This is a genomic window from Vibrio navarrensis (genome assembly GCF_000764325.1).
GTDB lineage: Bacteria > Pseudomonadota > Gammaproteobacteria > Enterobacterales > Vibrionaceae > Vibrio > Vibrio navarrensis.
Genome location: NZ_JMCG01000002.1, coordinates 216630 through 242778, shown reverse-complemented (window position 1 = coordinate 242778; position 26149 = coordinate 216630). Strand labels below are relative to the sequence as shown.

Below are 26149 nucleotides of genomic sequence, written 5' to 3'. Positions count from 1 at the left end.
CGCTTTGCGGTTAAGAGGTTTATCGAGGTTATTATGCCACGAAGGACACGTGCATTTTAAAATTGATAAACTGTTTAACTTTAAGTTTATTCTAATAAACTTAATTTTCATGGAAGTTAAAAAGTATGCAGCACACAACAAAGTGGAAGGTGACGCCACTTGCTGTGATATTAGCCGCATTATTCTCAACCTCAGCCTTGGCCGATGAGGATAATACGGTTGACAACAGCGGGGCAGAATCGACCCAAACTGAAGAGAGCGCATCTTGTTTTGTTTGTAATGTGAGTGGAGCCGTCTCTCTATCTTACGATACAAATATTTATAACAAGGATGATCATCGTTCTGTTCGCAATCTCTCTTGGAGTGGTGATCTAAGCTACAAGCTATCTAGCAACACCAAAGTTTACTTTTCGACTGGTGGATATCGAGCCTTTGAGGACGAAACCGGCACTTACGCGACGGATTCTGTTCTAGGTCTGAGCTATTCGAATCTCTACAATTTTGGTGAAACTGGAAAAATTGGTGCAAGTGGACAATTCACTATTCCGACCTCCGAATCCTCTGAAAAAGACGAATTGCAAACAGCGTTTCGTCTTTCGGTTCCTGTCACGCTAACAGCGTGGGACATTGACTTTAGTATTTCTCCTCGTTTGAGAAAGAATTTTCATAAATATAAAACAGCTGGCGGTAAGTCACTTACCGAGTGGACATATTCGCTGTCTACTTCGGCTGTAAAATCGTGGGATTCTCTTTCTATCGGTATAACTGCACTTGGAGGGAATACAGTTAGTTATCAGGGGACTCGGAGAAATAGTTGGAACTACGAAGGTTCACTGTATGCAGATTATAGCTTCAGTGATAGTTGGTCGATGACATTGACCGCATCATCTTCTGGTTTCTATCAAGATGCGGAAAGAGGCACCATAGGAAATATAGATCTGCTCGATCAAGAGAATGCCTCATATACAGCAACAGTAACGTTCTCCTTCTAGGAATAAAACAAATAACAAGGATTTCTAAATGATGTTTAAAAGATTAGCTCTTGCATCTGCAATTACAGCATTATTAGCAGGCTGTGGAGCCGATGATCAGGCCTATGACCATGTTGAAAGAGATGCGAAAGAAATCGCGGTAAAAGATCTTAAAGATGGTCGTTGGTTTTATGTTCCAACCACTGGAGCGGCACCTCGCTTCGCTTTAAACCAGTTCCCTTTCTTACAAGGCGATCCTCGCTACGTAGAGCTTTGCTTTACTAAGGAAGGCTTGGAAGTACGCAGCTATGATAAGAACTACCCAAATGCGCATTTACCAAAAGATGAAAATAATTATTGTGGTGATGACAAGTTTGTAGCCGATGATGACACGGTTAACTTTGCTCAAGTTTTGACTATCCCAGGTGATTTCGCTGCATATCGTTGCCAAGAAGACTCCTACGGTGACTGTACTAATGAAGAAGAAGTCAACGATGATGCAAGCTTAAGTTATAGAAAGAAAACACACTTTACGCCTATACCCGAGGATCTAGAAGTCTCTGAGTTTAACATGGAAGATCTTTATGGCCTTACGGATGGCGTTTCTGAGCAAGGCACACCAAGGCTTATTTCTTGGGAATTCGATCCAAAGAAAGGTGTTCTTAACTTTGAACTAGAGCGTACGTTCCGTGTCGATATGGACAAACTTACCGACTATATCGATTTTGATACCAAAGCTAGCATTTCAGATGCTTTGGTTGATGGCGCGTTCAAATCGCGTTTCTACTATTCATTAGTGCATGAGAGTGTAATTGCCACCGAAGGTTATCAACCCATTTTGTACCCAGTAGGTGACGAAAACGATATCGGCTTTTTTACAACCGCAACCAAAGCACTCAATCCTATCACTAACAAGTATGATCGCGATGTTGTTTATCTTAATCGCTTCAATCCAAACCAAGAGTCAATCAAATACTATCTGACAGACAATTTCTTTGAAGAGAAAAACAAAATCTTCTTAGATGCCACGCTGCAATCTATTGAAAAAATGAACCAAGCTTTGAACGTGTTTGGCGCAGATGCAGGGAAACCGGAAATTGAGATTGTCAACAAGTCTCAACCCGCAGGTGTGCATCCTGGTGACTTACGTTACAACGTGATCAATTTGGTCGATGAACCATTAGCAAATGGTCTTCTTGGATATGGCCCTTCGGTATCTAACCCGATGACTGGTGAGATCATAAAAGGTCATGTCAACCAGTATGCGGGCGTTTCACGTACGACGGTTCCTTACAACTGGGACAATTTAGCTCGCTTTTATAATCGCAATCAGTTGGATACTAACGGTTTGGATCCCTTGCCGTCCGAAGATAAGGCAGCCAAGACAGAAGTAGAATCTCGTGTGGCATCGTTGGCGACTATGGCGGCAATAGCAAAACTTGAAGCCGATGAAAACAGTCAAGTGCCTATGATAAGTAAAGAAGAACTGTTACCGGGTAGGCTAGCAACGAAAAATCCAACGTCACTGGTTAAGAACTTTAACGACGATATGGTTTTTGAAGATGTGGTTGCCGCTGAAGAAAACCGACTCGCTTTTTGGTCAGAAAATAATGTGTACCCAGTTGAGGCAACGTGGGTCTCTTCTACGAGCAAAGCAATGCTCGATAACTTGAAGTTAGATGATGATCGCTACTTTGACATTAAGATGGATGACTCTGGAAATGAGGTTTCACGTCAACTAAAGCGTTGGAAAGCACTACCTAAAGATCTACAGACTATCGTAGCGAATGCAATTACGGTCGCTACATACAGTAATACTTTGGTTCATGAACTTGGGCACAATATGGGATTGCGCCATAACTTTAAAGGGTCAAACGACAAGGCAAACTATTATACTTTGGAACAAGCTCATAAGTTAGGATTGACAAATATTCCAGCTTATAGCTCTACAATGGATTACGCACCAAGCATGTTGGATGAGACACCAACATGGGGGTTATATGATATTGCTGCCTTTAAGTTTGGCTATGGTCGAAAAGTAGAAACTATTCAAGCTGCTTCTGTTGCAAAACCAGAACCGTTGGTCGAGCCTAGTGCGAACGCTTCTGAAGAAGAAAAAGCAGCTTATAGTGCCTATCTTGCTGCTAAGAAAGCCTACGAAGAGAGCTTTGCTTATAAATTTGGTAACAATCCAGCAAATGAGTCACTGATGGTCTGCTCAGAAGTAGAAAAGCTATCTGGGCAAAACGACGGTAAATCACTTTACAATTGTGACTTTAGTCGCTTCGATGCTGCTGCGTTGAGCGGTAATGTCGATGATTACGCAAAAACACGCTATGGCGTACTTTATTACTTAGATAAAGCAAATGAGATTGAGCGTAAAAAATACGATTTCTGTACAGACGGAAATGTCTCTTTGAACAGTGATTGTAACCGCTTTGACGAAGGAACAACGTTAGATGAGATTGTTTCTTACGAGTGGCAAAATTATTTAGATAGTTACGATCGTCGTAATCTGGCTGTATACAGTACGACGGGATTATATTCATCAGACTATCCAAACTACATTGTTCGTCGTTATTCAGAAATGTCGTCAATTAGAGACAAAATGGAGGATCTAGAACGTATTGATAATATCTACACGAATCTAGGTTACAGCGCGAGTACTGATAAACCAGGAGATTTCTTACTACGCTTAGCTTCAAATCCTACTTACTGTATGGATGGCAGATCAACGAATACTTGGTTCTGTGATTATGCGTATGGTGCTCAAAAAGCGGCTGCATTCTTCCTTGATGTCCTTCGTACACCAGAGCATCAGTGTGTGATCGAAAATGCTTCTGGTACGCAAAAAATAGTCTCATTGGGCAAATTGTTGGACAACAATTCACATCTTATTCCTGCTGATTACGATTTAGCGGCAGCAAACTGTTTTGATAAGCTAGCTGCAGAGTTTATTGAGAGTTCTGACAGTGGATATAAATCTGTCGCGGAAACGAAGAATGGCCGTTTCTTAACGTCAATTGGTAGTATTGATCCAGATTATCCGTGGTCGAACGCGGTTTCTGTGCTAGGCAACTGGCCAGATAAAGCATTGGCAAGCTACTTCTTGGCACGTCGCTACTCAAATCGCTATACCGATGAAGTCAGTTTCGCTTCGTTGCTAGATATACCTGGTGTTCAAGCGGAATACGAAAACATTATGGCGAATATTGTGGCTGGTAAGTCATTGAATAAGCCAGTAGAACTTGTGGATAAAGCAGGTAACGCTTATACGAATCTGAAGGGTGTTAATGTCAATATTCATCTGACAGAACAAATGGAGTCACTATCTCCAATGCCACGCGGTATCAGGACGTTCTTTGGAATATCTAATCGCAGTCGAGAGCGTATTGCTGACGTTATTCTTAATATGGGCGTAAGTCAGATGAAATCGAACGATTTTAAAGTGAAAGCACGTGGCAAAGCCCAGTTTGATTCGTTCACTAAACAGCAAGATCGCTATGGCATTATCGCTGGTGACAAAGTTGAGTTTGTTATTGATGGTAAGAAGTTTGTAGCAACTAAATCTAATAAGCTGGCTTACAGTTATGCAAACCAACTCGTTACTTCAGATGGTTACGATTTGAAAACATACTTGGACGGTTACGATGCTGCTGTTTTAGCAACAATTGCATCAAATATTGATAAGGCATGGGGAGTATTCCGCACGGATATTAAACCTGCGTACCATGATGCGGTTCTATTGTTTGACGCACCTATGGTAAACGCAATGAAAGTTGCTATCGATGCAGATATCGCAGCAGATGTAGAACTTATTTCTACTTCATTTAATAGCTTTGTTACCGCCAATATAACGGCTGGCGATATTGTGTATGATAATGTCGCATCAACACTTAGCTATAAAGGAGGCAAAGCACACAGTGTTGACGATGTTTACGCTGCATATTACGACGCTTTTCTTCTGATATTTAATGAATATGGTGATGACATGATGTTTGCTGTCGATAATGTGTACGCAGGTTATACAGCGGCAGAATCGGCGGATAAAGATCTATGGTCAAAAGACCTAAACTTAATCCAAGCTTACCTAAAAGGTGATATTGGTGCAGTGGCTGGTAAGTATTATGAGCTATTAGATAGACTGCCAAATGCAGATAGATTTAATTAAATGAAAACTTAGAAATAAATACAAGCCCAATGTTTTGGGCTTGTATTGCATTAAATATTTTAAAACGAACAGTATGGATAGAAAATGAAAAAATTAAGTATGTATATAAGTGGGTTATTAGCTGGTTCAGTATTAAATCCGGTATTTGCCACAACAGAAATTGATCCTAGTATTCTTGAGGGGCGAGATACTATTGGTAAAATAACTATTCCGAGTAAGTGTGATAGTGCAATATGTATGGAAGTCGAAGGTGATTATATCCTAGACTTAGAACCGGATAATGATGAGATCCCCGCCAACGAAGGAACCGTAGTAATAAAAAATCCAAACATAAATATTGTCTATCCTCTTGGAAATGACAACCCTATTTACGATGTAATAATTGCTTCAGGCGTTCCTTTGAAGAGTACGCTGGAGGATTTGTTTATTTCTGGACCTGATTCAACACCGATGCCTTGGTATTTAAATAGGAACGGAGCTTATAGCGACTGTCAGGGAGAATGTTCTTCTTCTGATTCTAAAGATGAAAAAAAAGATTCAGAAAAAGATAAAAATGAACCAGAAAAAGATAAAAATGAACCAGAAAAAGATAACAATAAAGACTCTGATAGTAAAAATGAAAATGGCAAAGAAGATTCAAAGTCTTCGAATTCAGAGGAAAAATCTAATACTGATGTTATGTTAGAGGTAGTCGACCGTGTAGCTACCATGTTTGAAAATATGTGGGACTCCACTATAAATGGTTGGAGTGCAGATGCCGATGTAGAAGTAGGTGAAGAATATTCTGTTACAGAAAATGGAAAAACGGTAACATATAAAGGGAAATCCACATATAGTTTTACATTTGGTAAGAAAGGACCTGGTAAAGGCAAGAACAATTTCAGTATAGATGGTTGGGATAATAGCACATTCGATATTTCTATTGTCAGTAGCAGAGATATATTGTCTGATGGCATAGATCTGGCAGACAACCCATGGAGAGAATTTGACTCATTTGACTTTACGTCCGGTAGTTTGAATGCCTTTAGTATTAAAGATAATAGTTTTGTTTTCAACTTTTTCTCAGATGCGATAAATAAAAATGGGTTGGTTTATCTTGGAGGCGATTTAAATGCTCTTTCAAATGAACTAGTTAGTCGAGAAAATCCTATGAATCTTACTCTTTTGGATCTTGCTAATATGAGCCAAATTAAGTTGGTTGACTTAATGTCGGATCCAATAGTCGGTAGTAAGTTGGCATTTATTCCGCTGGGAATGTTATACTCTGAAAATGCAATTCATGCTAAGTTGCAGACTTTGAATACGGAAGAAGATATGGTTAAGTTTAGAGATGAGATGCTAAACTTAACTTTAGGGAGCATGGTGGCAATTAAAGGTTTTGATAGTATCACGTTACATGAATTCCTCTCAGATCCAAGTATAAATGATCAAGTATCAAAACTCAGACTTTTAGATCTTTTAGATGAAGATGTTGTATCCTATGCCCTTAAAAAAAATAACGATGATTCTGCTGTTGATAGTGTTCTAGGAGATAGAAACAATACGGGTGTATTATTTGATGAGAATAATGCAAAGCTTATTGATTCGAAGCCGATTGATCCATCTCTAACGCTTTGTTCATCTAATATCCAGTTTTGTTCAGAAATGTCTATTATTTATTAATGTTCTCCATTGAATTTATATTAAATATATCCATATAATTGAATTGATAATACTCTTGTCCTTCCATTGCTTTTAAATGAAAGGACATTTTTTATTTTAAGCCCTTAACCAGGTGGTTATTATTTAGTTTGGCTTTGCTTGTAAAACTACTCATGCTAGACGCTTCCTTAATTTTCCCAGAAGTTAAAGAGGACAAATAAAATGAGTAGATATAATCAAGCTTCCCACGTATTTTGGCAGTGTCGTAAGTTTCCGTATCTACGAAAGAACAGGTTGTGGAGAAACCACTTTGGCAAAAAGGCTATTTGTCGATAGTGTTGGAATCAACGAAGGAATATTATGCTGATATATACGGCATCAAGAGAAACAAAAGCGCGTGAAGCAACAACAGTCGGTGCTAGGAGGGCGTTCAAAAATCTGTGTCAGCTAATTTTGGCTAAATATCTAAGACGTCATCCAAGCGCCCCTCGAAGTGGATCGCTAGTTGAGACAATGTCATATTCCAGTTCTGGATTGGCATTGTCTATTTCTAGGAGGCGTTCAATATCCCAGCGTACAGCAGCTTAAGCAAGCTGTTTTCGTTCGGGAAACCGCGCCCTTAGTCTTGGTTAGTTTACGGAACTGACGGTGTACCGCTTCAATCGCATTCGTGGTGTAGATAGCCTTACGAACGTACTCCGGATACTTGAAGTAAACCGATAGATTTTCCCATTTATTTCGCCAAGAACGCAGTACGATCGGGTACTGTTGACCCCATTTCGACTCTAAGCGCTCCAGCTCCATCTCAGCAGCTTCTTTGCTGACAGTACGGTAGACTGGCTTCAGGAAAGCCTGTTAGCCCATCTACGCAGGCGATCAAGATATCTTCAACGCCACGGTTATACAAATCTGTCAGCACTGATAGCCAATAGTTTGCCCCTTCTGACTCTGATAGGTACAGTCCAAGAAGTTCCTTTTTACCTTCAATGTTTGACCCTAGGATCGTGTATATCGCTTTACTGACATAGCGTCCGTCTTCTTTAATTTTGTAGTGGATTGCATCGAGCCAGACAAACGGATAGAGCGCATCGATCGGACGTTGCTGTCACTCCTTCAGCTCAGGTATCAAACGGTCGTTAACACCTGTGATGGTCGCCTCAGAGATATCAATGCCATACATATCTTCTACGTGACCACGGATATCACGGTAGCTCATACCGAGCGAGAACATGGATTGGATCTTACGGTCGATCTCATCAGTCAGCTTGGTCTGGTTTTTTTTAACTAATTGCGGTTCAAACGACCCTAAGCGGTCACGTGGGGTATCCAGTTCAAAAGTGCCTACAGAAGACTTAATCGTTTTCTTGCTGGAGCCATTCTTTCGGTTTGGTTGTTCATCATTTTCCAGATGTTGTTCCAGCTCTGCCTTCAAGGCAGCTTCGGTGATCTGTTTGATGAGAGGAGTTAAGAAGCCATTTTTGCCAGTCAGGTCTTGGCCGGACTGAAGGGCTTTAATGGCTTGCTCTAGATCGAAGTTTTTGGTCATGTGGCATTCCTGTTTTGTATATCATCCTGAAATGACACAGATTTCTAAACACGACCGATGCTAGACTAAACAAAAGTCCTCCTTGCAGGGGGCTTACACAAAGCCACCATTTTTAGAAGGAGGTAATTTTCTCTTACATCACTTGATATACAGCGGCACACCACTATGAAACTTAAAGTCATCGTCTGGCGAAGAGACAAGCTGCGCTTCGATTTCGCCAAAGTAGGTGATTCTTGCACTGATATCTTTTCCTGCGATTTGCTCGGCTAGCGAGAGATAATCTTGGTAATGCCTTGCTTCTGAACGTAGCAAAGAGATGTAAAATTTCGCGATTTCATCATCCATGTGCGGAGCCAGTTTGGCGAAGCGTTCACAAGAGCGAGCTTCGATATAGCCACCGATGATCAACTTATCAATCAGTGTTTCAGGTTCGTGAGTCTTCATGTGTGAGAGCAAACCTTTTGCATAGCGACTGGCCGGAATGCTTTGATATTCAATCCCACGGCTTTGCATGATTTCCAGTACCTGATAAAAGTGATGCAGCTCTTCTTTGATAAGCAACACCATCTTATCTATCAGCTCTTGGCTGTAGGGTGAGTTTGATTTGGCCATAATCGCTTTAGAAATATTGCTCTTTCCCTTGAGCGTTTCAATCGAGCCAATCCCGCGATACGCAAAATCTTCATAGGGTTTAAACCAATCCAGCAGTGTGTGTGCGCTTTCTTTATCAACCGCGTATTTGCGGATAAGATACATGGCAGATTGGCCTGCTTTCAACTCACACAGTAAGTGATCGAGCAAAATAGTAGCTAGATTTTCTGGCTTTTTGGCTTGCTCAACCCATTCATCCGGTGTTTCACAGTGCAAAAAAGTGTGGATAGGCGCGAGTAGCTCCTGATAGGCATCGAGACTGATCATAGTTCTGTTCTAACAAAGTAAAAAGGCCGCCAATGGCGACCTTGTTGATTGGAAACCTGGAAGCGGATTCTACCACTTTTTCTTGTCACCGAAGAGTGCATCCATATCGTTATTGCGCTCTTTATCTTCCATCTGCTGCAACTCTTCAGCGTGCTTGTCGGAACGACGTTTATCGAGCTCACTGAGCATCATATCAAGCTTCTCTTTGGCTTGGATGGAGTAGGCGTCGTTTTTGGTGCTGAGGACGTCAATGCCTTTACGCAGCAGCTGTACCGCTGTCCCAGCTTGCCCACGAGCAATCGAGTCATTGGCACGTTTAATCACGTTTTCAATGTTAATGCGGATCTGCATGGTTTCCAAACGAGCGTTTTCTTCTACATAGGCTTGGGTTTCAAAACGGCCTTTGTTGTGTTCATTTCGAATGGTTTCACGCAAACGCTTAACCAATTTGAGCATCACAATGGCTTGCTTATCGCTGGTGGGCACTTTAAACGCAGTGCTTTCGCCGCCTTGATAGTTGTTCTTCAGATGTTCAATTTGCTGCTTCATGCCTTCAACTCGCTGTGCGAGTTGTTTGCTCTTAGGATCTAACGCCGCCATGTTTTCCAGCGCATCCAAGATGCGATTGTTAAGGCAGACAAGCAATTCCTTGCTAAAAGGAATATGGTGCGCATGACCAATCAGCTCTTCTGTGGCATCAATGATAGCAACGTAGCGGGCGGATTCTTGTCGTTTCGCGGTTTCCACTTTGACCTTGTACTGGAGCATGATGTTGTAACCAAGAACTAAAACCAGTAATACGGCGACCAAAGCGATAATTAAACCAATATTCATATCTGTGTGTGTCTGCTTTTATTATTGACGGCTAACAAGTAAGGATACACGAACACAAGGCGTTCATGCACCTATTAATCATATTCTTAGTGATTATTGCTGTTCTGAAAAGGATTAGTAATCAAAACTTACGAATCTAAGTAAAGAATGAGGCGTGGATTACAAAATAGTCGTCTGGTCGCGTCCTGAGCTGTGAAGGGATAGAAACTTTGTAATTTCGCTGTTCTTTATACGCTATCCACGTTATAACCTATTATTATATTTGAGAACCTAAAATGCATGGTTTTTACTCATGTGGATGAAGTTTAGTTATGAGTAACGGACTACGAGGCGACTATGAAACTGCAACAACTGAAATACATCGTTGAGGTTGTCAATCACAATCTCAATGTGTCTGCGACAGCAGAGAGTCTGTATACCTCACAGCCGGGTATCAGTAAGCAAGTACGATTGCTGGAAGATGAACTGGGTATTCAAATCTTTGAGCGAAGTGGAAAACATCTTACGCAAGTGACCCGAGCGGGTGAGGACATCGTACGGATTTCCCAAGAAATTCTCGCGCGAGTAGAAAGCATCAAAGCCGTGGCTGGTGAGCACACCCATCCGGAAATGGGTACGCTGAACATTTCAACGACCCACACTCAGGCCCGCTATGCGTTACCTGATGTGATTAAAGGCTTCACTGCCCGTTATCCGAAAGTTTCTCTGCATATGCATCAAGGCACGCCAAGCCAAATGTCAGAAGCCATTGCCAAAGGCACGGCTAATTTCGCCATTGCGACTGAAGCACTACACCTCTATCAAGATGCCGTTATGTTACCTTGCTACCACTGGAATCGTTCAATTGTCGTGCCGAAAGATCATCCGCTGGCGCGCAAAGAGAAAGTAACTATTCAAGATTTAGCCACTTACCCATTGGTGACGTACGTATTTGGTTTCACAGGGCGCTCTGAGTTAGATACGGCGTTTAATCGTGTCGGCCTCACTCCGAAAGTCGTCTTTACCGCGACGGATGCCGATGTGATCAAAACCTACGTGCGTATGGGAATTGGCGTTGGTGTGATTGCCAGCATGGCAGTCGATAAAGAGCAGGATAAAGATTTGGTCTCGATTGATGCCAGCCACCTGTTTGGTGCCAGCACCACCAGTATCGGTTTTCGTCGTGGGACTTTCTTGCGCTCTTATATGTATGATTTTATGGAACGTTTTGCACCGCACCTGACTCGCCCAGTGGTTGAGCAGGCGATTTCGCTCAAATCGAACGCGGAAATTGAAGAAATGTTTAAAGATATCGTTCTACCTATCCGCTAAACGCTTTCCAAGCGTATCGACTTCCTCCAAAATACCTGCTTGTTTTGGGGGAAGTATGCAAGCTCAATTTCATTTCATAAACGACTGGTTGCTGGAAAACGAAGATCTCTGGCGCTTCGAACCTTTTCACCGCAGTTTAGCCAACACACTGCCTTGGCAAGCTTCCCATCCTGAACTCTGCAACTGGCTGTCTCTGTTGAGCCATCAGCAAATCGCACAACTTAAAACACAGCCAGAAATACTGGAGGAGCAGCTAAAGCCTTTCTTCCCGAGTTTATCTATTGTCAAGGATATGGCGGATGTTGCTTCGCTCAACAAAAGGCAAATTAGCCTATCATCGATGATTAGCAACGGTATTCCAGGTCGAAAGTTGCAGCAAATTACCGCGATGGGCGCCGTTTGTCTGGATCACCACGCTGGTGATTCGTGGTTAGAATGGTGCGCGGGAAAAGGATATCTCGGACGCGTGTTGGCGGGCGAAAGTCAGCAGCCTGTTACTAGTTTTGAATATCAGCATGCTTTGTGTGAAGAGGGCCAAAAAGCGGCGGACGAGCTCAATTTGGCGATGTCGTTTGTTCAAGGCGATGCGTTTGATGAGCGATCTAAGCGGTTTTTTCACCCCAATCAACACGCGGTTGCACTGCACGCGTGCGGTGATCTTCATGTCCGCCTGATACAGAACGGTACGAGCGCTAACGTTGCCGCAATGAGCATTGCGCCCTGCTGTTATCATTTAATTCAGGATGAAGCTTATCAAGCGTTATCGATACCCGCGCAGCAATCCAAACTGAAGCTGAGTAAAAAAGAGCTACGCATTCCTTTGCAACAAACCGTTACCGGTGGTGAGCGCGTCAAACGCCAACGTGAGCAGGAAATGATTTATCGACTTGCTTTTGACTTGATATGCCGAGAGCAGTTGCAGCTGCAAGAGTACGTGCCTGTGCCCAGTATTAAAAAATCGCAATTAAATGCAGGTTTTGCAGCATTTTGCCGCTGGGCCGCGACGCAAAAGTCGTTGTGTTGGCCTAAGGTCGATTATGACCGTTTTGAAACATTGGGTGAAGAGCGCTTCTGGCGTATGGAGCGATTGAGCTTAGTGCAGCAAATTTTTCAGCGTCCGTTGGAAATGTGGCTAGTCTATGATCGAGTGCTTTTTTTGCAGCAGCACGGCTATCATGTCGATCTGTTCACCTTTTGCGAACGCAGGGTTACACCAAGGAATCTGCTGATCCAAGCGCGAAAAATGGCACCTACCAAGTGACATTGCTGTGAAATTGATTTTTTGATAGATCGTTTTTTCATAATTTATATGAATAAAAGAATAAAAAAAGCTCGCATCAGTGGCGAGCTTTTTGCGTCTCTAGCCGAGTGTTCGACTAGCGGAGTAACCTTAGTTGAACATAGCAATAGCGTCAGCTGGTGCGATGTACTCAAGGTTGAAGTTGTCTGCAACTTCTTTACAAGTGACTTTGCCGTGAATGACGTTCAAGCCTTTTAAGAAGCCTTTGTCGTCAGTCAGTGCGCGCTGGTAACCCAGATTAGCCAGTTTCACGATGTAAGGGAGGGTGGCATTGTTCAATGCGAAAGTGGACGTACGTGCAACTGCACCTGGCATGTTGGCCACGCAGTAATGAACCACATCATCAACGATGTAAGTCGGTTCTGCGTGAGTGGTCGCATGAGATGTTTCAAAGCAGCCGCCTTGGTCAATCGCCACGTCAACCACCGCCGAGCCTGGCTTCATTTTCGCAATGTGTTCTTTGGTTACCAGTTTTGGCGCTGCTGCACCCGGAATTAATACGGCACCGATAACAAGATCCGCTTCTAGAACGTGCTTCTCGATCGCATCTTCTGTAGAATAAACCACTTTAGCGCGGCCTTGGAATTCTTCGTCCAGTTTACGAAGCGTGTCTACGCTACGGTCAAGGATAGTGACATCCGCACGTAGACCAACCGCCATGCGCGCTGCGTTCGCGCCCACAACGCCGCCGCCGATAACAACGACTTTTGCTGGTTCAACGCCAGGTACACCGCCCAGAAGAAGACCACAACCGCCGTGAGACTTCTCAAGAGTCTGTGCACCAGCTTGGATAGACATACGACCAGCAACTTCAGACATCGGTGCGAGTAGTGGCAAGCGACCCATATGATCTGTTACAGTCTCATAGGCTATGCAGACAGCTTTGCTCTTGATTAGCTCTTCAGTTTGTGGAAAATCTGGGGCTAAGTGTAAATAGGTAAATAAAATTTGCCCTTCACGAAGCATTGCACGTTCGACAGCTTGAGGTTCTTTAACCTTTACAATCATTTCTGCTTTCGCAAATACGTCAGCAGCAGTAGGAAGAATGGATGCGCCTGCAGCAATATAGTCATCGTCTGAAAAACCGATGCCTGCGCCGGCATTAGTTTCAACAAACACTTGGTGACCATGAGAGATCACTTCTCTCACGCTGACTGGGATCATGCCAACACGGTATTCATGGTTCTTGATTTCCTTTGGAACGCCAATAATCATCCTGACTCCTTAAGTTATTATGGTTGTATTGACTATGTGTAGGGTAGTATTGTCGAATTAACGCCTAGTATAGGTGGGTTTAAATGAAATTTGATACTGAATATTAAAAAGTTGTAGTATATTTTTTTGCAAGGAAGTAATAAGGTGGAATAAAAAATGGCAGACAACTACAAAAAGCCGTCCAAGGATCTAGACCGTATCGACCGCAACATTCTGAATGAGTTGCAAAAAGATGGTCGAATTTCAAACGTAGAACTCTCAAAACGCGTAGGCCTCTCGCCAACGCCGTGTTTGGAGCGTGTGCGCCGTCTCGAACGTCAAGGTTACATCACGGGTTATACCGCGTTGTTAAACCCTCAGTATCTTGACGCTTCTCTATTGGTATTTGTTGAGATTACGTTAAACCGTGGTGCACCGGATGTGTTTGAGCAATTCAACACCGCAGTGCAAAAGCTTGATGATATCCAAGAGTGTCATCTGGTTTCTGGTGACTTCGACTATTTGCTGAAAACTCGTGTATCTGACATGGGGGCCTACCGTAAATTGTTGGGTGACACGCTTTTGCGCCTACCTGGTGTGAACGACACGCGAACCTACGTCGTTATGGAAGAAGTGAAGCAAAGCAATCAGCTGGTGATTAAAACCCGTTAAATTCTTGTAAGGAAAGCAGGTTATATGCCTGCTTTCGCAGACGAGACGTTGGGTTTTTCCTTTCGATGTGGTTAAATCAACTTATTAATCCGAGCGGCTTTGGCCGCTCGGAGTGTTTCAGATTAATAATGATTCAAGTTGATTTATGTTCAAAGAGAACGCGAAGAAAGTCGAAACGATTATAAAAACAAGCGAAGAGCCTCAGTCTTCCCGTCTGAACGGTTTTCAACGTCTCAAAGAGTGCGGTCTGATCCTCGGCGTGCTCAGCTCTGTTTTTCTAGCGATAGCACTCATCACTTTCAGCCCAGCCGATCCTTCTTGGTCGCAAACGGCTTGGGGCGGGGGAATTAGCAATGCCGGCGGCATTTTGGGCGCTTGGATCGCCGATACCCTCTTTTTTGCTTTTGGCTTATTGGCCTACCCACTTCCTTTGTTACTCACCATCGCTGCGTGGGTATTCTTCCGCAAACGAGACGAAGACGAACACATCGACCTGATGCTTTGGGGAACGCGTTTACTTGGTCTCGTGATTCTGATCCTGACCAGCTGTGGTTTGGCGGACATCAACTTTGATGATATCTGGTATTTCTCTTCTGGTGGCGTGATTGGCGATGTATTGACTAACTTAGCCTTGCCTGTGCTCAATTTATTAGGCACCACGTTAGTGTTGCTCTTTTTATGGGGGGCGGGCTTTACCTTGCTGACTGGGATTTCTTGGTTAGCGATTGTTGAATCGCTCGGCAATCTGGCTATTGGGTTGTTTGTTTGGCTAGTCAACAAAGTGCGTGGTGACGCGGGTGAGACATTGGAGCCTCAGTTACAAAATATCAGCTTAGAACGTGAGTCGTTAGATACGCCTAATGTGAGCGAGAAAACGCAAGACTTGCCGCAGCACCATGATGAAGAATATCTTGAAGAGTCCGCTGTGGCCGCTTCGCCGCAAACTAACTATCCCATTCATATGCCTTCTCAGGCCAATTACCACGCAGACATTGCGCCAGAAATGCCGCAAGAAACGCGCAGTCAAAAGCTGACGGCGACGATTGAGGAGTTGGAACAAGAGGCGATGTTTGCTGATGACATGCCAACTGAATCGCCCCTCTATTCGCAGCCTACAGCGTCACCCGTAGAACCAGCGCCAGAGAACGCAGAGCCGCTATGGCTTCAAGATGAGCCATCGTTTGAGCCTGTCATTTCGGCCTCCGAGCTGGATAAAATCGGGGATGAAATGGGTGAGCCGCATCGACGTGAACCAGTAATGTCGAGCTTGGAAGACGATCTCGATTCACCGCCTTGGATGCAAGAGGCAGAAGAGTATGAAGCGCAAACTCCGCTTGAGCAGCAATCGTGGTCTTTGTCAGAAACAGAGACATCTGCGTCTTATGAAAATGACGAGAGTGAAGAAGAGTCTCAAGCTGATGAAGATGTCACCGCTTTTCAGAATATGGTCAGCCAAGCACAGCAAAACATGGCAGGGGCAAACAATCCGTTCTTGATGAAAAAAGAGCAGAACCTGCCTGTACCACAAGAGCCGTTGCCGACGTTAGAGCTGCTTTATCATCCAGAAAAGCGAGAAAATTTCATCGATAAAGAAGCGCTGGAGCACATTGCGCGTTTGGTGGAATCAAAACTGGCCGACTACAAAATTAAAGCGCGCGTTGTGGGGATTTTCCCCGGCCCTGTGATTACGCGTTTTGAGTTGGATTTGGCGCCAGGGGTGAAGGTTAGTCGTATATCCAGCTTATCGATGGACTTGGCGCGTTCGCTGTCTGCTATGGCGGTGCGTGTTGTCGAGGTGATCCCCGGCAAGCCTTACGTCGGTCTCGAACTGCCCAACATGAGCCGCCAGACCGTCTATCTCTCTGATGTGATTGCGAGCCCTCAGTTTGAGCAGGCCACCTCACCGACCACCGTGGTGCTGGGGCAAGATATTGCGGGTGAAGCGTTGGTTGCCGATTTGTCTAAGATGCCACACGTGCTGGTGGCAGGTACCACGGGTTCCGGTAAATCTGTCGGGGTCAACGTGATGATCCTGAGCATGCTGTATAAAGCTAGCCCTGAAGAGGTGCGCTTTATCATGATCGACCCGAAAATGCTTGAGTTGTCTGTCTACGAAGGTATTCCGCATCTGTTAGCCGAAGTGGTGACCGACATGAAGGATGCTTCTAATGCGCTGCGCTGGTGTGTGGGTGAGATGGAGCGTCGCTACAAACTGATGTCAGTGATGGGTGTCCGTAACATTAAAGGCTTTAATGAAAAGCTGAAAATGGCCGCAGAAGCGGGTCATCCGATTCACGATCCGTTGTGGAAAGAAGGCGATAGCATGGATACGGAGCCGCCCTTGCTGGAAAAACTGCCCTACATTGTGGTGGTGGTTGATGAGTTTGCCGACTTGATGATGGTGGTGGGTAAAAAAGTGGAAGAACTGATTGCTCGCTTGGCGCAAAAAGCGCGCGCCGCAGGCATCCACTTGATCCTCGCGACCCAGCGTCCTTCGGTCGATGTGATCACGGGTCTAATCAAAGCAAACATTCCAACCCGAGTGGCGTTTACCGTGTCAACCAAAACGGACTCACGAACTATTTTGGACCAAGGTGGCGCGGAGTCGTTACTGGGAATGGGTGATATGCTCTATCTGCCTCCCGGTTCAAGTCACACGATTCGCGTTCATGGTGCGTTTGCTTCCGATGACGATGTGCATGCCGTGGTAAATAACTGGAAAGCGCGTGGCAAACCCAATTATATCGAAGAGATTGTCAGCGGCGATCAAGGCCCCGATGCACTGTTGCCGGGAGAGCAGATGGAAAGCGACGATGAGTTGGACCCGCTGTTCGATCAGGTGGTCGAGCATGTGGTTCAATCGCGCCGTGGCTCTGTGTCTGGCGTTCAGCGTCGCTTTAAAATTGGTTATAACCGAGCCGCACGGATCGTAGAGCAACTCGAAGCGCAGGGCATTGTCAGCGCGCCGGGCCATAACGGCAATCGAGAAGTCCTAGCTCCCGCGCCACCCAGAGATTAATGAACTTACGGATTGAATCGCCGTCCAATAACACGAGTTTTCTCGCCACAAGTTGTAGAAAGGTAGAAAAATGAAGAAATGGTTTACGTTGATGTTTCTAAGCGCGTCGGTAATGGCTTCCCCACAGGAGGAGCTCAGCAACCGCTTGGCGATCAACGATGGCTTTAGCGCCCAATTTTCCCAAACGGTCCTCAGCCCCGAAGGGGAAACCATTATGGAAGGGGAAGGAACCGTTGAAATTGCTCGTCCGAGTCTGTTTCGCTGGAACACCGCTTTCCCGGATGAAAACCTGTTAGTTTCCGATGGCAAAACGCTCTGGTACTACAGCCCTTTTATTGAACAGGTCAGCATTTACTGGCAAGAGCAAGCGACGGAGCAAACCCCCTTTGTACTACTAACACGCAATCGAGCCAGTGATTGGCAGAATTATCGCGTTGAGCAACAAGGCAATGTCTTTACCTTAATTCCGAAAGCAGTCGATTCGACTCAAGGCCAGTTTCAAATCGATATCGACGCCAAAGGCATAGTCAATGGCTTTAATGTGATTGAGCAAGACGGCCAAAAAGGGCTGTTCAAGTTCAGCCAAGTAAAGCTGGGCAAACCGAATGCCGACAGATTTACCTTCGCCATTCCAGAGGGAGTGGAAGTGGATGATCAAAGGAATTAATCGCTCGTGACCAATTACACGTTAGATTTTTCAGGGGACGAGGATTTTCGTCCCCTTGCTGCTCGTATGAGGCCAGAAACGGTAGAGCAGTATATCGGTCAGCAACATATTCTCGGGCCGGGAAAGCCGCTGCGCCGAGCATTGGAAGCCGGCCATTTGCACTCGATGATTCTTTGGGGCCCACCCGGCACGGGTAAAACCACCTTGGCTGAAGTGGCCGCAAACTACGCCAATGCGGAAGTAGAGCGTGTTTCTGCGGTGACATCGGGGGTCAAAGAGATCCGTGCGGCGATTGAAAAAGCGCGTGAAAACAAACTTGCTGGGCGACGAACCATTTTGTTTGTCGATGAGGTGCACCGTTTTAATAAATCTCAACAGGATGCCTTTTTGCCCCACATTGAAGATGGCACGGTGACGTTTATTGGCGCGACCACGGAAAACCCTTCTTTCGAACTCAACAACGCATTACTGTCGCGAGCGCGAGTGTACAAGCTCGCGTCACTTAGTAGCGATGAAATCTTGCTTGCTCTGCGTCAAGCAATCGAGGATAAGTCGCGCGGCTTGGGTAACATTTCTGCGTATTTTGCCGACAACGTTCTAAGTCGCCTCGCTGAGTTGGTGAATGGTGACGCGAGAATGTCACTCAACTATCTGGAACTGCTCTACGACATGGCCGAAGAGAATGCGCAAGGCGAAAAGCAGATCACCTTGGCGCTGTTGGCCGAAGTGGCGGGAGAAAAAGTCTCCCGCTTTGATAACAAAGGCGATATTTGGTACGACCTGATCTCCGCGGTGCATAAGTCGATTCGCGGATCGAATCCCGATGCGGCCTTGTATTGGGCTGCGCGCATGATTGCCGCAGGTTGTGATCCACTCTACATCGCCCGCCGTCTGCTGGCGATTGCGTCTGAAGACGTTGGTAACGCGGATCCAAGAGCGATGCAAGTGGCACTCGCCGCGTGGGATTGTTTCACCCGTGTAGGTCCGGCAGAAGGTGAACGCGCGATCGCACAGGCGATCGTCTACTTAGCCTGCGCGCCGAAAAGCAATGCCGTGTATACCGCGTGGAAACAAGCGCTGGCCGATGCCCACAACTTGCCCGAATATGAGGTGCCATTCCATTTGCGCAACGCGCCAACCGGACTGATGAAAGATCTCGGCTACGGTGAAGGCTATCGCTACGCACACGATGAGCCCGGGGCTTACGCTGCGGGAGAACGCTACCTTCCATTAGAAATGGCATCACGTAAGTACTATCAGCCAACAAACCGCGGTTTAGAGGGCAAAATCGCGGAAAAGTTAGATTACCTGGCTAATTTAGACGCAAATAGCCCACAAAAGCGCTATGAAAAGTAGGCGTTTTTGGATACATTTATTCGGTTAATTTTTTCAACGTGTTCGTCTGGATTGAGCACGTCATTTCACAACAAAAAGCATAGGATTAACAATGCTGGATTCTAAATTACTTCGTACAGAGCTGGATGAAACAGCTGCTAAACTGGCACGTCGTGGCTTTAAGCTGGACGTAGAGACTATTCGTGAACTTGAAGAACAACGTAAGTCCATTCAAGTAGAAGTTGAAAATTTACAATCCACGCGTAACTCCATCTCCAAGCAAATTGGTCAGCTTATGGCCGCTGGCGACAAAGAAGGTGCAGAAGCGGTTAAGCAGCAAATCGGTTCTCTAGGTTCTGATCTGGATGCGAAGAAAGTCGAGCTTGACGCGTTGATGGCAAAACTGGAAGAGATCACGCTTTCTGTTCCAAACCTGCCAGCCGATGAAGTACCAGATGGCAAAGATGAAAACGACAACCTAGAAATCTCTCGCTGGGGTGAGCCGAAAACTTACGACTTCGAAGTGAAAGATCACGTTGACCTAGGCGAAATGGGCGGTGGTTTAGACTTCGCCAGCGCAGTAAAAATCACGGGCGCACGCTTTATCGTAATGAAAGGTCAGTTTGCCCGTCTGCACCGTGCAATCGCTCAGTTTATGCTGGATCTGCACACGGAAGAGCATGGCTATACAGAAATGTATGTGCCTTACCTAGTTAACGCAGACAGCCTATTCGGTACTGGTCAACTGCCTAAATTTGGTAAGGATCTGTTCCATACTGAGCCGTTGACGGAAAAAGCCAGTGACGAAGAGCCGCGCAAGCTTTCTCTCATTCCAACGGCTGAAGTTCCTGTGACTAACTTAGTGCGCGATACCATCACGGACGAAGCGGATCTGCCAATCAAGATGACGGCACATACGCCGTGTTTCCGCTCTGAAGCAGGTTCTTATGGTCGTGATACGCGCGGTTTGATCCGTATGCATCAGTTCGACAAAGTGGAACTGGTTCAAATCACTAAACCTGAAGACTCAATGAACGCCTTGGAAGAGCTGACTGGTCATGCAGAAAAAGTACTGCAGCTGCTCGAGCTACCTTACCGTAAAGTGCTACTTTGTACTGGCGACATGGGTTTCGGTTCTCACAAGACTTACGACTTAGAAGTGTGGGTGCCTGCGCAAAATACCTACCGTGAAATCTCTTCATGCTCAAACATGTGGGATTTCCAAGCACGTCGCATGCAAGCACGCTTCCGTCGTAAAGCAGAGAAGAAACCAGAGCTGGTGCATACTCTAAACGGCTCTGGTTTGGCCGTTGGCCGTACCATGGTTGCGATTCTTGAAAACAACCAAGAAGCAGACGGTCGTATTGCCATCCCAACAGTGCTGCAGAAATACATGGGCGGCGCAACGCACATCGGTTAATTTGATCAAATCAATATCAAACCCAGCCTCTGCGCTGGGTTTTTTTATATCAAAAAACACTCTTCTCTTTGTAACGCGCTCTCGATGGCGTTGACCAGTTTTTCAATATGCTCTCGCTCACTGATAAAGGGCGGCATGATATAGATCAGTTTGCCAAATGGACGAATCCACACGCCGAGCTCGACAAACAGAGCTTGGATCTCTTCCATATTGACTGGACGATGAGTTTCAACCACGCCAATCGCGCCTAGCCAGCGCGTCTCTTTGACGATTGGGTAAGCTTGCAGTGATGGTAGTAATTGAGAAAACAGTCGCTCAATCTCACTCGTTTGCTTCTGCCAATCTCCTTGTTCGATTAGCTCTAAACTCGCCGTTGCAACCGCGCAGGCGAGGGGGTTGCCCATAAATGTTGGTCCATGCATAAAGCAGCCAGCTTCCCCGCTGCACACGGTGTCGGCGACCTGTTTGCTGGTCAAGGTAGCGGACAGCGTCATATAACCGCCCGTCAACGCTTTTCCTACGCACAAAATATCCGGTTGAACATCAGCGTGTTCACAAGCAAAGAGCTTGCCTGTGCGGCCAAAACCCGTGGCGATTTCATCGGCAATCAGCAGCAGGCCATATTGGTCACAAAGCGTTCGGACACCTTTTAAAAACTCAGGATGATAGATGCGCATGCCGCCAGCGCCTTGGACGATAGGCTCTAAGATCACCGCCGCCAACTGAGTATGATGCTGGTTGATTTGCTCGGTGAAATGGGCTAAATCGTCTGGGTTCCACTCATCCCAAAAACCGACCGTGGGCGAGTTGGCGAAAATATGCTCCGGTAAAAAGCCTTTGTATAAAGAGTGCATGGAGTTGTCAGGGTCGGTGACCGACATTGCGGCGAACGTATCACCGTGATAGCCGTGGCGTAACGTGAGGAATTTAGGTCGAGATTCACCTTTGGCGTGCCAATATTGCAACGCCATTTTCAAACTGACTTCTACAGCCACCGATCCCGAATCGGCTAAGAATACGTGCTCAAGGTTGCTCGGTGCGAGTGATAGCAGTTTCTTGCACAGATTAATGGCGGGTTGGTGCGTGATGCCACCAAACATGACATGGGAAACTCGATCAATCTGAGCGTGCGCCGCAGCGTTAAGGTGTGGATGGTTATAGCCATGAATGGCTGACCACCATGAGGACATACCGTCAACCAGCGTTCGACCGTCTTCTAACTGCAGTGTCACACCTTGCGCGGCACTGACCGGATAGCAGGTCAGAGGTGTTAAGGTTGAAGTGTAAGGATGCCAGATGTGGCGGCGGTCGAAGGCTAAATCCATGTGTTGTTCCAATAATTTGATGTTTAAAAAATAACCCAATGTAAACTTTGTTGTGTTTGATTTCGTTGACAGTTTATCGGGACTCAGTAGACTGTCAACAAAACGAAAACGACTTAACAAAAAGTTACGCAAGGAATACACGTGGAAGTACGTCACAACTGGACTCATGCACAAGTGCGTGAGCTAATGGATAAGCCTTTTATGGATTTGCTTTTTGCAGCGCAGCAAGTTCACCGTCATTACCATCCCGCCAACCAAGTGCAAGTCAGCACTTTGCTGTCGATTAAAACCGGCGCTTGCCCTGAAGATTGCAAGTATTGCCCGCAGAGTGCTCGTTATCAAACTGACGTTGAGAAAGAGCGCTTAATGGAAGTCGAGCGGGTGCTGGATGCCGCGCAGAAAGCGAAAAACGCAGGTTCTACGCGTTTTTGTATGGGTGCTGCGTGGAAAAATCCGAAAGAGCGTGATATGCCGCTGCTCAAAGAGATGATCCAAGGGGTTAAAGGGATGGGGCTAGAAACCTGTATGACGCTGGGTATGCTCACGCCTGAGCAAGCGAACCAGCTTGCCGAAGCGGGCCTTGATTATTACAACCATAACCTTGATACCTCGCCAGAGTTTTACGGCAACATCATCACCACTCGCACCTATCAAGATCGCCTAGATACACTTTCTCACGTGCGTGACGCGGGAATGAAAATCTGTTCTGGCGGGATCATTGGCATGGGTGAGAGTGCCCATGACCGCGCCGGATTGCTGGTGGAATTAGCCAACTTGCCGGTTCATCCGGAAAGTGTGCCGATCAATATGTTGGTCAAAGTCAAAGGGACGCCTCTGGAAAGCGCAGAAGATGTCGATCCTTTTGACTTTATTCGCTTAATTGCCATCGCCCGCATCATGATGCCGCAATCGGCGGTACGTCTCTCTGCTGGCCGTGAAAATATGAATGAGCAGATGCAAACCTTATGTTTTATGGCGGGTGCCAACTCCATTTTCTACGGTTGCAAACTTTTGACCACTCCCAATCCATCCGAAGACAAAGACATGTTGCTGTTTAACAAGCTGGGGATTAACCGCCAGCAAGTGTCGCAAAAACCGGATGAAATTGAAGAAAACGACTTGCTTGATCGCGTGGTAGAACGAGTGGCTGCTCGTCCGGCGAAAGACGACCTGTTTTATGACGCCAGCGTTTAAGTCCAGAATTGAAGGCGCGCTTTCGCAAAGAGCGCAGCAAGGTTTGAGCCGGCGCACTCAGGTGATTTTCTCTGGCAACCAAACCGAGCTCGAATGTGATGGCAAACGCTATATCAACTTCTCTGCCAATGATTATTTGGGTTTAGCAAACGACCAGTCACTAGTGCGCGCATGGCAGCAAGGACTGAGTTTATACGGCTGTGGCAGTGGCGCGTCGCCTATGGTGACGGGGTTTTCCCCGGCGCACAGCAACCTTGAAGCAGCCTTATGCGATTGGTTAGGCTTTGAACGGGCCATCTTGTTTGGCTCGGGCTTTGCGGCCAATCAAGCCATGTTGTTCAGTTTGTTAGAAAAAGGCGATTTTCTTTACCAAGATAAACTTAATCACGCCTCTTTGCAGGAAGCTGGCCACCTTTCGTCCGCGACGATGAAACGGTGGAAGCATAACGACACTCGTCATCTCGATACTTTGCTGGATGCAAAAGGGTGCAGCCTCGTGGTTACTGAGGGCGTTTTCAGTATGGATGGCGATCTCGCTCCGTTGGCAAACATTGCTCAGGTCGCCAAGCAAAAAAACGCTTGGCTGGCGATCGATGATGCCCACGGCATTGGCGTGCTTGGCGAGGAAGGGCGGGGCAGTTGCGATTTGGCTGCGATTAAACCAGAGCTTTTGGTGGTCACTTTTGGCAAAGCGTTTGGCTTGTCTGGTGCGGCGATCTTATGCGACCAATCCACTGGCGACTATCTGGCCCAATTTGCCCGTCATCATGTCTATTCGACGGCGATTCCACCCGCTCAGGCGTTTGCCTTAACCCACGCGATTGAGATGATACGTACGCAACGTTGGCGAAGAGAAAAGTTAGATGAGTTGCAACAAACGTATGCTCTGTTGCTGAAAAATGAGGCGGGCTACGTTGATACATCGACACCAATAAAACCTTGGATTATAGGTGATGCACAACGCACGATGGCTGTCTCTGAGCACTGTCGCCAGCAAGGCTTATGGCTGACGGCGATTCGTCCGCCAACCGTTTTACAAGGAACTTCGCGTTTGAGAATTACCCTCACCGCTAACCACAATACCGAGCAACTTAAAGTGCTGGCTCGCAGTTTGCTGCAGGCGATGGGAGAGAGCAAGTGAAGCAAGCATTATTAACCGACACAGCCAATAGCGATAAACAGGCGATTGCCTTGGCGTTTGGTAAAGCAGCGAAAACTTACGATCAACACGCGGCGTTTCAGCGTGATGTGGGTCATCGGTTGCTGGAGAAAATGCCAGAAGACCTCACTGGGCGGCGTGTTTTAGATCTTGGCTGCGGTACTGGCTATTTCTCAGAGTTGCTGCGAGATAGGGGAGCTTCGGTGGTGTGCGCTGATCTCTCGCCACAGATGTTAGCAACGGCTCGCAAACGCTGTGGCGATTGGCGCGTCACCTATCAGGTTGCTGATGCCGAAGCTTTGCCTTTTTCTGCCACTAAATTTGATTACGTTTTTAGCAGCTTGGCTTTGCAGTGGTGCCAGGATTTGGCCTATCCGCTGAGAGAAATCAAACGCGTGCTCAAGCCAAAAGGCATGGCGTTTTTCTCCACATTGTTGGATGGTTCACTGCTGGAGCTGAAAACCGCGTGGCAAAAAATTGATGCATATCAACACGTCAACCATTTCATCTCCGCCAATCAGGTAAAAATTGCGTTAGCGCAATCTCATTGCCATAACCATCATCTAGACTTGACCGACATCACAGTTTGGTACCCATCAGCGTTTGCCGTGATGCGAGATCTCAAAGGTATTGGGGCGAATCACGTAAGTGGTCGTTCACATGGTTTAACCAGCCGCAAAGTATTGACGCAGGTTGAGCGCGAGTATCAAACATTTCAAAACCATCTGGGGCATGTACCGGCCAGTTATAAGGTTTGTTTAGGGGTTATAGAGATATGAGTAGGGCATTTTTTGTTGCAGGTACGGATACCGATGTTGGCAAAACCGTGGCTTCAAAAGCCATTCTTCATGCGTTGGCAGCGAGAGAGGTAAAAACGATCGGTTACAAGCCCGTGGCTGCGGGCAGTGAAAAAACGGCCGAAGGTTGGCGAAATTCCGATGCGCTGCACCTGCAAGCCGCTGCAACAGTTGACGTTGCTTATGAGGATGTTAACCCGTATGCGCTTGAGCTACCCGCTTCTCCTCACATTGCGGCGAAACATGAACAGGTCACTATTGACTATGCCCTTCTAAGTGACAAGTTGGCGCAGCATAAGCAAAATGCCGATGTGGTGTTAGTCGAAGGCGCTGGCGGCTGGCGTGTGCCCATCTCAGATGAAGAAAGTTTGTCTACTTGGGTACAACAAGAACAACTGCCCGTTATTTTGGTGGTCGGTATCAAGTTAGGTTGCTTAAGTCACGCGCTGTTAACGGCAGAAGTGATCAAATCCGACGGCTTGAACCTGATTGGCTGGGTGGCCAATCGAGTGAATCCGGGGACCGAACACTATGCCGACATCATTGAAATGTTGGAAACGCGCTTAGCGGTGCCTAAGCTCGGAGAAATTCCTTATATTCCCAAAGCCAAGCGCAAAGATTTGGGTAAGTACATTGATGTCACTGCACTACTTGGGGCATAACGTGCCAAGATAA

At 46.1% G+C, this 26149-nt stretch carries 18 protein-coding genes and 2 pseudogenes; 15 read left to right on the top strand and 5 right to left on the bottom strand.

What is annotated here, in order from left to right:
* The first annotated feature begins 125 nt into the window (after positions 1-125).
* The 4 genes and pseudogenes from EA26_RS15440 to EA26_RS22625 form a co-directional block, all read left to right on the top strand.
* Complete coding sequence (locus tag EA26_RS15440) at positions 126-992, top strand: hypothetical protein (RefSeq protein WP_039429753.1); 867 nt, start codon at positions 126-128, stop codon at positions 990-992.
* A gap of 31 nt (positions 993-1023) precedes the next feature.
* Positions 1024-5142 (top strand): zinc-dependent metalloprotease, encoded by a 4119-nt coding sequence (locus EA26_RS15435; protein ID WP_081947170.1) that lies wholly within the window; start codon positions 1024-1026, stop codon positions 5140-5142.
* 84 nt (positions 5143-5226) lie between these two features.
* The gene (locus tag EA26_RS15430; RefSeq protein WP_039429748.1) at positions 5227-6804 is read left to right on the top strand and encodes a hypothetical protein; all 1578 of its coding nucleotides are present in this window, start codon (positions 5227-5229) and stop codon (positions 6802-6804) included.
* Positions 6805-7050: 246 nt separating this feature from the next.
* Positions 7051-7150, top strand: a pseudogene (locus EA26_RS22625) (IS200/IS605 family transposase); the annotation flags it as partial.
* Positions 7151-7240: 90 nt separating this feature from the next.
* Here the strand turns inward: EA26_RS22625 and EA26_RS15425 are convergent.
* The 3 genes and pseudogenes from EA26_RS15425 to EA26_RS15415 all read right to left on the bottom strand — a co-directional run bounded on the left by EA26_RS15425 (position 7241) and on the right by EA26_RS15415 (position 10081).
* Positions 7241-8329 (bottom strand): annotated as a pseudogene (locus EA26_RS15425) (IS256 family transposase).
* A 138-nt stretch (positions 8330-8467) separates the two neighbouring features.
* Positions 8468-9247 carry a tRNA isopentenyl-2-thiomethyl-A-37 hydroxylase MiaE gene (miaE, locus tag EA26_RS15420; RefSeq protein ID WP_039429745.1) on the bottom strand — a complete coding sequence of 260 codons (780 nt, stop codon included), beginning with the start codon at positions 9245-9247 and terminating at the stop codon, positions 8468-8470.
* A gap of 69 nt (positions 9248-9316) precedes the next feature.
* The gene (locus tag EA26_RS15415) at positions 9317-10081 is read right to left on the bottom strand and encodes a hypothetical protein (RefSeq protein ID WP_039429744.1); all 765 of its coding nucleotides are present in this window, start codon (positions 10079-10081) and stop codon (positions 9317-9319) included.
* A 336-nt stretch (positions 10082-10417) separates the two neighbouring features.
* Here EA26_RS15415 and cysB point away from each other — a divergent pair, with 336 nt between their 5' ends.
* Positions 10418-11392 carry an HTH-type transcriptional regulator CysB gene (gene cysB / locus EA26_RS15410; protein ID WP_039429742.1) on the top strand — a complete coding sequence of 325 codons (975 nt, stop codon included), beginning with the start codon at positions 10418-10420 and terminating at the stop codon, positions 11390-11392.
* A gap of 55 nt (positions 11393-11447) precedes the next feature.
* The gene (locus EA26_RS15405; RefSeq protein WP_039429739.1) at positions 11448-12653 is read left to right on the top strand and encodes a methyltransferase; all 1206 of its coding nucleotides are present in this window, start codon (positions 11448-11450) and stop codon (positions 12651-12653) included.
* A gap of 129 nt (positions 12654-12782) precedes the next feature.
* On the opposite strand, the gene ald is transcribed toward EA26_RS15405, so the two are convergent.
* On the bottom strand, positions 12783-13907 hold the full coding sequence (ald, locus tag EA26_RS15400; protein ID WP_039429737.1) for an alanine dehydrogenase: 1125 nt from the start codon (positions 13905-13907) through the stop codon (positions 12783-12785).
* 156 nt (positions 13908-14063) lie between these two features.
* Between ald and lrp the strand changes: the two genes are divergently transcribed.
* The 5 genes from lrp (at position 14064) to serS (ending at position 20999) form a co-directional block, all read left to right on the top strand.
* Positions 14064-14558, top strand: coding sequence for a leucine-responsive transcriptional regulator Lrp (lrp, locus tag EA26_RS15395; protein WP_039429735.1), 495 nt, complete (start codon positions 14064-14066; stop codon positions 14556-14558).
* Positions 14559-14703: 145 nt separating this feature from the next.
* A complete protein-coding gene (locus EA26_RS15390; protein WP_039429732.1) occupies positions 14704-17577 on the top strand; it encodes a DNA translocase FtsK in 2874 nt (957 codons plus the stop codon).
* A 70-nt stretch (positions 17578-17647) separates the two neighbouring features.
* Positions 17648-18244 (top strand): outer membrane lipoprotein periplasmic chaperone LolA, encoded by a 597-nt coding sequence (gene lolA, locus EA26_RS21775; protein WP_039429729.1) that lies wholly within the window; start codon positions 17648-17650, stop codon positions 18242-18244.
* Positions 18245-18250: 6 nt separating this feature from the next.
* Complete coding sequence (locus EA26_RS15380; RefSeq protein ID WP_039429726.1) at positions 18251-19600, top strand: replication-associated recombination protein A; 1350 nt, start codon at positions 18251-18253, stop codon at positions 19598-19600.
* A gap of 91 nt (positions 19601-19691) precedes the next feature.
* Complete coding sequence (serS, locus tag EA26_RS15375; protein WP_039429724.1) at positions 19692-20999, top strand: serine--tRNA ligase; 1308 nt, start codon at positions 19692-19694, stop codon at positions 20997-20999.
* Between the two features lie 44 nt (positions 21000-21043).
* Here serS and bioA read toward each other — a convergent pair whose 3' ends face one another.
* A complete protein-coding gene (gene bioA, locus EA26_RS15370) occupies positions 21044-22324 on the bottom strand; it encodes an adenosylmethionine--8-amino-7-oxononanoate transaminase (RefSeq protein ID WP_039429720.1) in 1281 nt (426 codons plus the stop codon).
* A 141-nt stretch (positions 22325-22465) separates the two neighbouring features.
* Here bioA and bioB point away from each other — a divergent pair, with 141 nt between their 5' ends.
* The 4 genes from bioB to bioD are packed head-to-tail and all read left to right on the top strand — an operon-like array spanning position 22466 to position 26136.
* Positions 22466-23518 carry a biotin synthase BioB gene (gene bioB, locus EA26_RS15365; protein ID WP_039429718.1) on the top strand — a complete coding sequence of 351 codons (1053 nt, stop codon included), beginning with the start codon at positions 22466-22468 and terminating at the stop codon, positions 23516-23518.
* Entirely contained in the window at positions 23502-24659 is a 1158-nt protein-coding gene (gene bioF, locus EA26_RS15360; RefSeq protein WP_039429716.1) for an 8-amino-7-oxononanoate synthase, read from the top strand. The genes bioB and bioF overlap by 17 nt, the downstream gene beginning before the upstream one ends.
* Positions 24656-25456, top strand: a complete 801-nt coding sequence (gene bioC, locus EA26_RS15355) for a malonyl-ACP O-methyltransferase BioC (RefSeq protein WP_039429714.1) — start codon at positions 24656-24658, stop codon at positions 25454-25456. The genes bioF and bioC overlap by 4 nt, the downstream gene beginning before the upstream one ends.
* Entirely contained in the window at positions 25453-26136 is a 684-nt protein-coding gene (bioD, locus tag EA26_RS15350; RefSeq protein ID WP_039429711.1) for a dethiobiotin synthase, read from the top strand. The genes bioC and bioD overlap by 4 nt, the downstream gene beginning before the upstream one ends.
* The last annotated feature ends 13 nt before the right edge of the window (positions 26137-26149 follow it).

Excerpts from the sequence above, each read along its gene's own strand:
- EA26_RS15440 (WP_039429753.1), top strand. The coding sequence starts at position 126 with ATGCAGCACACAACAAAGTGGAAGGTGACGCCACTTGCTGTGATATTA.
- EA26_RS15435 (WP_081947170.1), top strand. The coding sequence starts at position 1,024 with ATGTTTAAAAGATTAGCTCTTGCATCTGCAATTACAGCATTATTAGCA.
- EA26_RS15430 (WP_039429748.1), top strand. The coding sequence starts at position 5,227 with ATGAAAAAATTAAGTATGTATATAAGTGGGTTATTAGCTGGTTCAGTA.
- miaE (WP_039429745.1), bottom strand. The coding sequence starts at position 9,247 with ATGATCAGTCTCGATGCCTATCAGGAGCTACTCGCGCCTATCCACACT.
- EA26_RS15415 (WP_039429744.1), bottom strand. The coding sequence starts at position 10,081 with ATGAATATTGGTTTAATTATCGCTTTGGTCGCCGTATTACTGGTTTTA.
- cysB (WP_039429742.1), top strand. The coding sequence starts at position 10,418 with ATGAAACTGCAACAACTGAAATACATCGTTGAGGTTGTCAATCACAAT.
- EA26_RS15405 (WP_039429739.1), top strand. The coding sequence starts at position 11,448 with ATGCAAGCTCAATTTCATTTCATAAACGACTGGTTGCTGGAAAACGAA.
- ald (WP_039429737.1), bottom strand. The coding sequence starts at position 13,907 with ATGATTATTGGCGTTCCAAAGGAAATCAAGAACCATGAATACCGTGTT.
- lrp (WP_039429735.1), top strand. The coding sequence starts at position 14,064 with ATGGCAGACAACTACAAAAAGCCGTCCAAGGATCTAGACCGTATCGAC.
- EA26_RS15390 (WP_039429732.1), top strand. The coding sequence starts at position 14,704 with ATGTTCAAAGAGAACGCGAAGAAAGTCGAAACGATTATAAAAACAAGC.
- lolA (WP_039429729.1), top strand. The coding sequence starts at position 17,648 with ATGAAGAAATGGTTTACGTTGATGTTTCTAAGCGCGTCGGTAATGGCT.
- serS (WP_039429724.1), top strand. The coding sequence starts at position 19,692 with ATGCTGGATTCTAAATTACTTCGTACAGAGCTGGATGAAACAGCTGCT.
- bioA (WP_039429720.1), bottom strand. The coding sequence starts at position 22,324 with ATGGATTTAGCCTTCGACCGCCGCCACATCTGGCATCCTTACACTTCA.
- bioF (WP_039429716.1), top strand. The coding sequence starts at position 23,502 with ATGACGCCAGCGTTTAAGTCCAGAATTGAAGGCGCGCTTTCGCAAAGA.
- bioD (WP_039429711.1), top strand. The coding sequence starts at position 25,453 with ATGAGTAGGGCATTTTTTGTTGCAGGTACGGATACCGATGTTGGCAAA.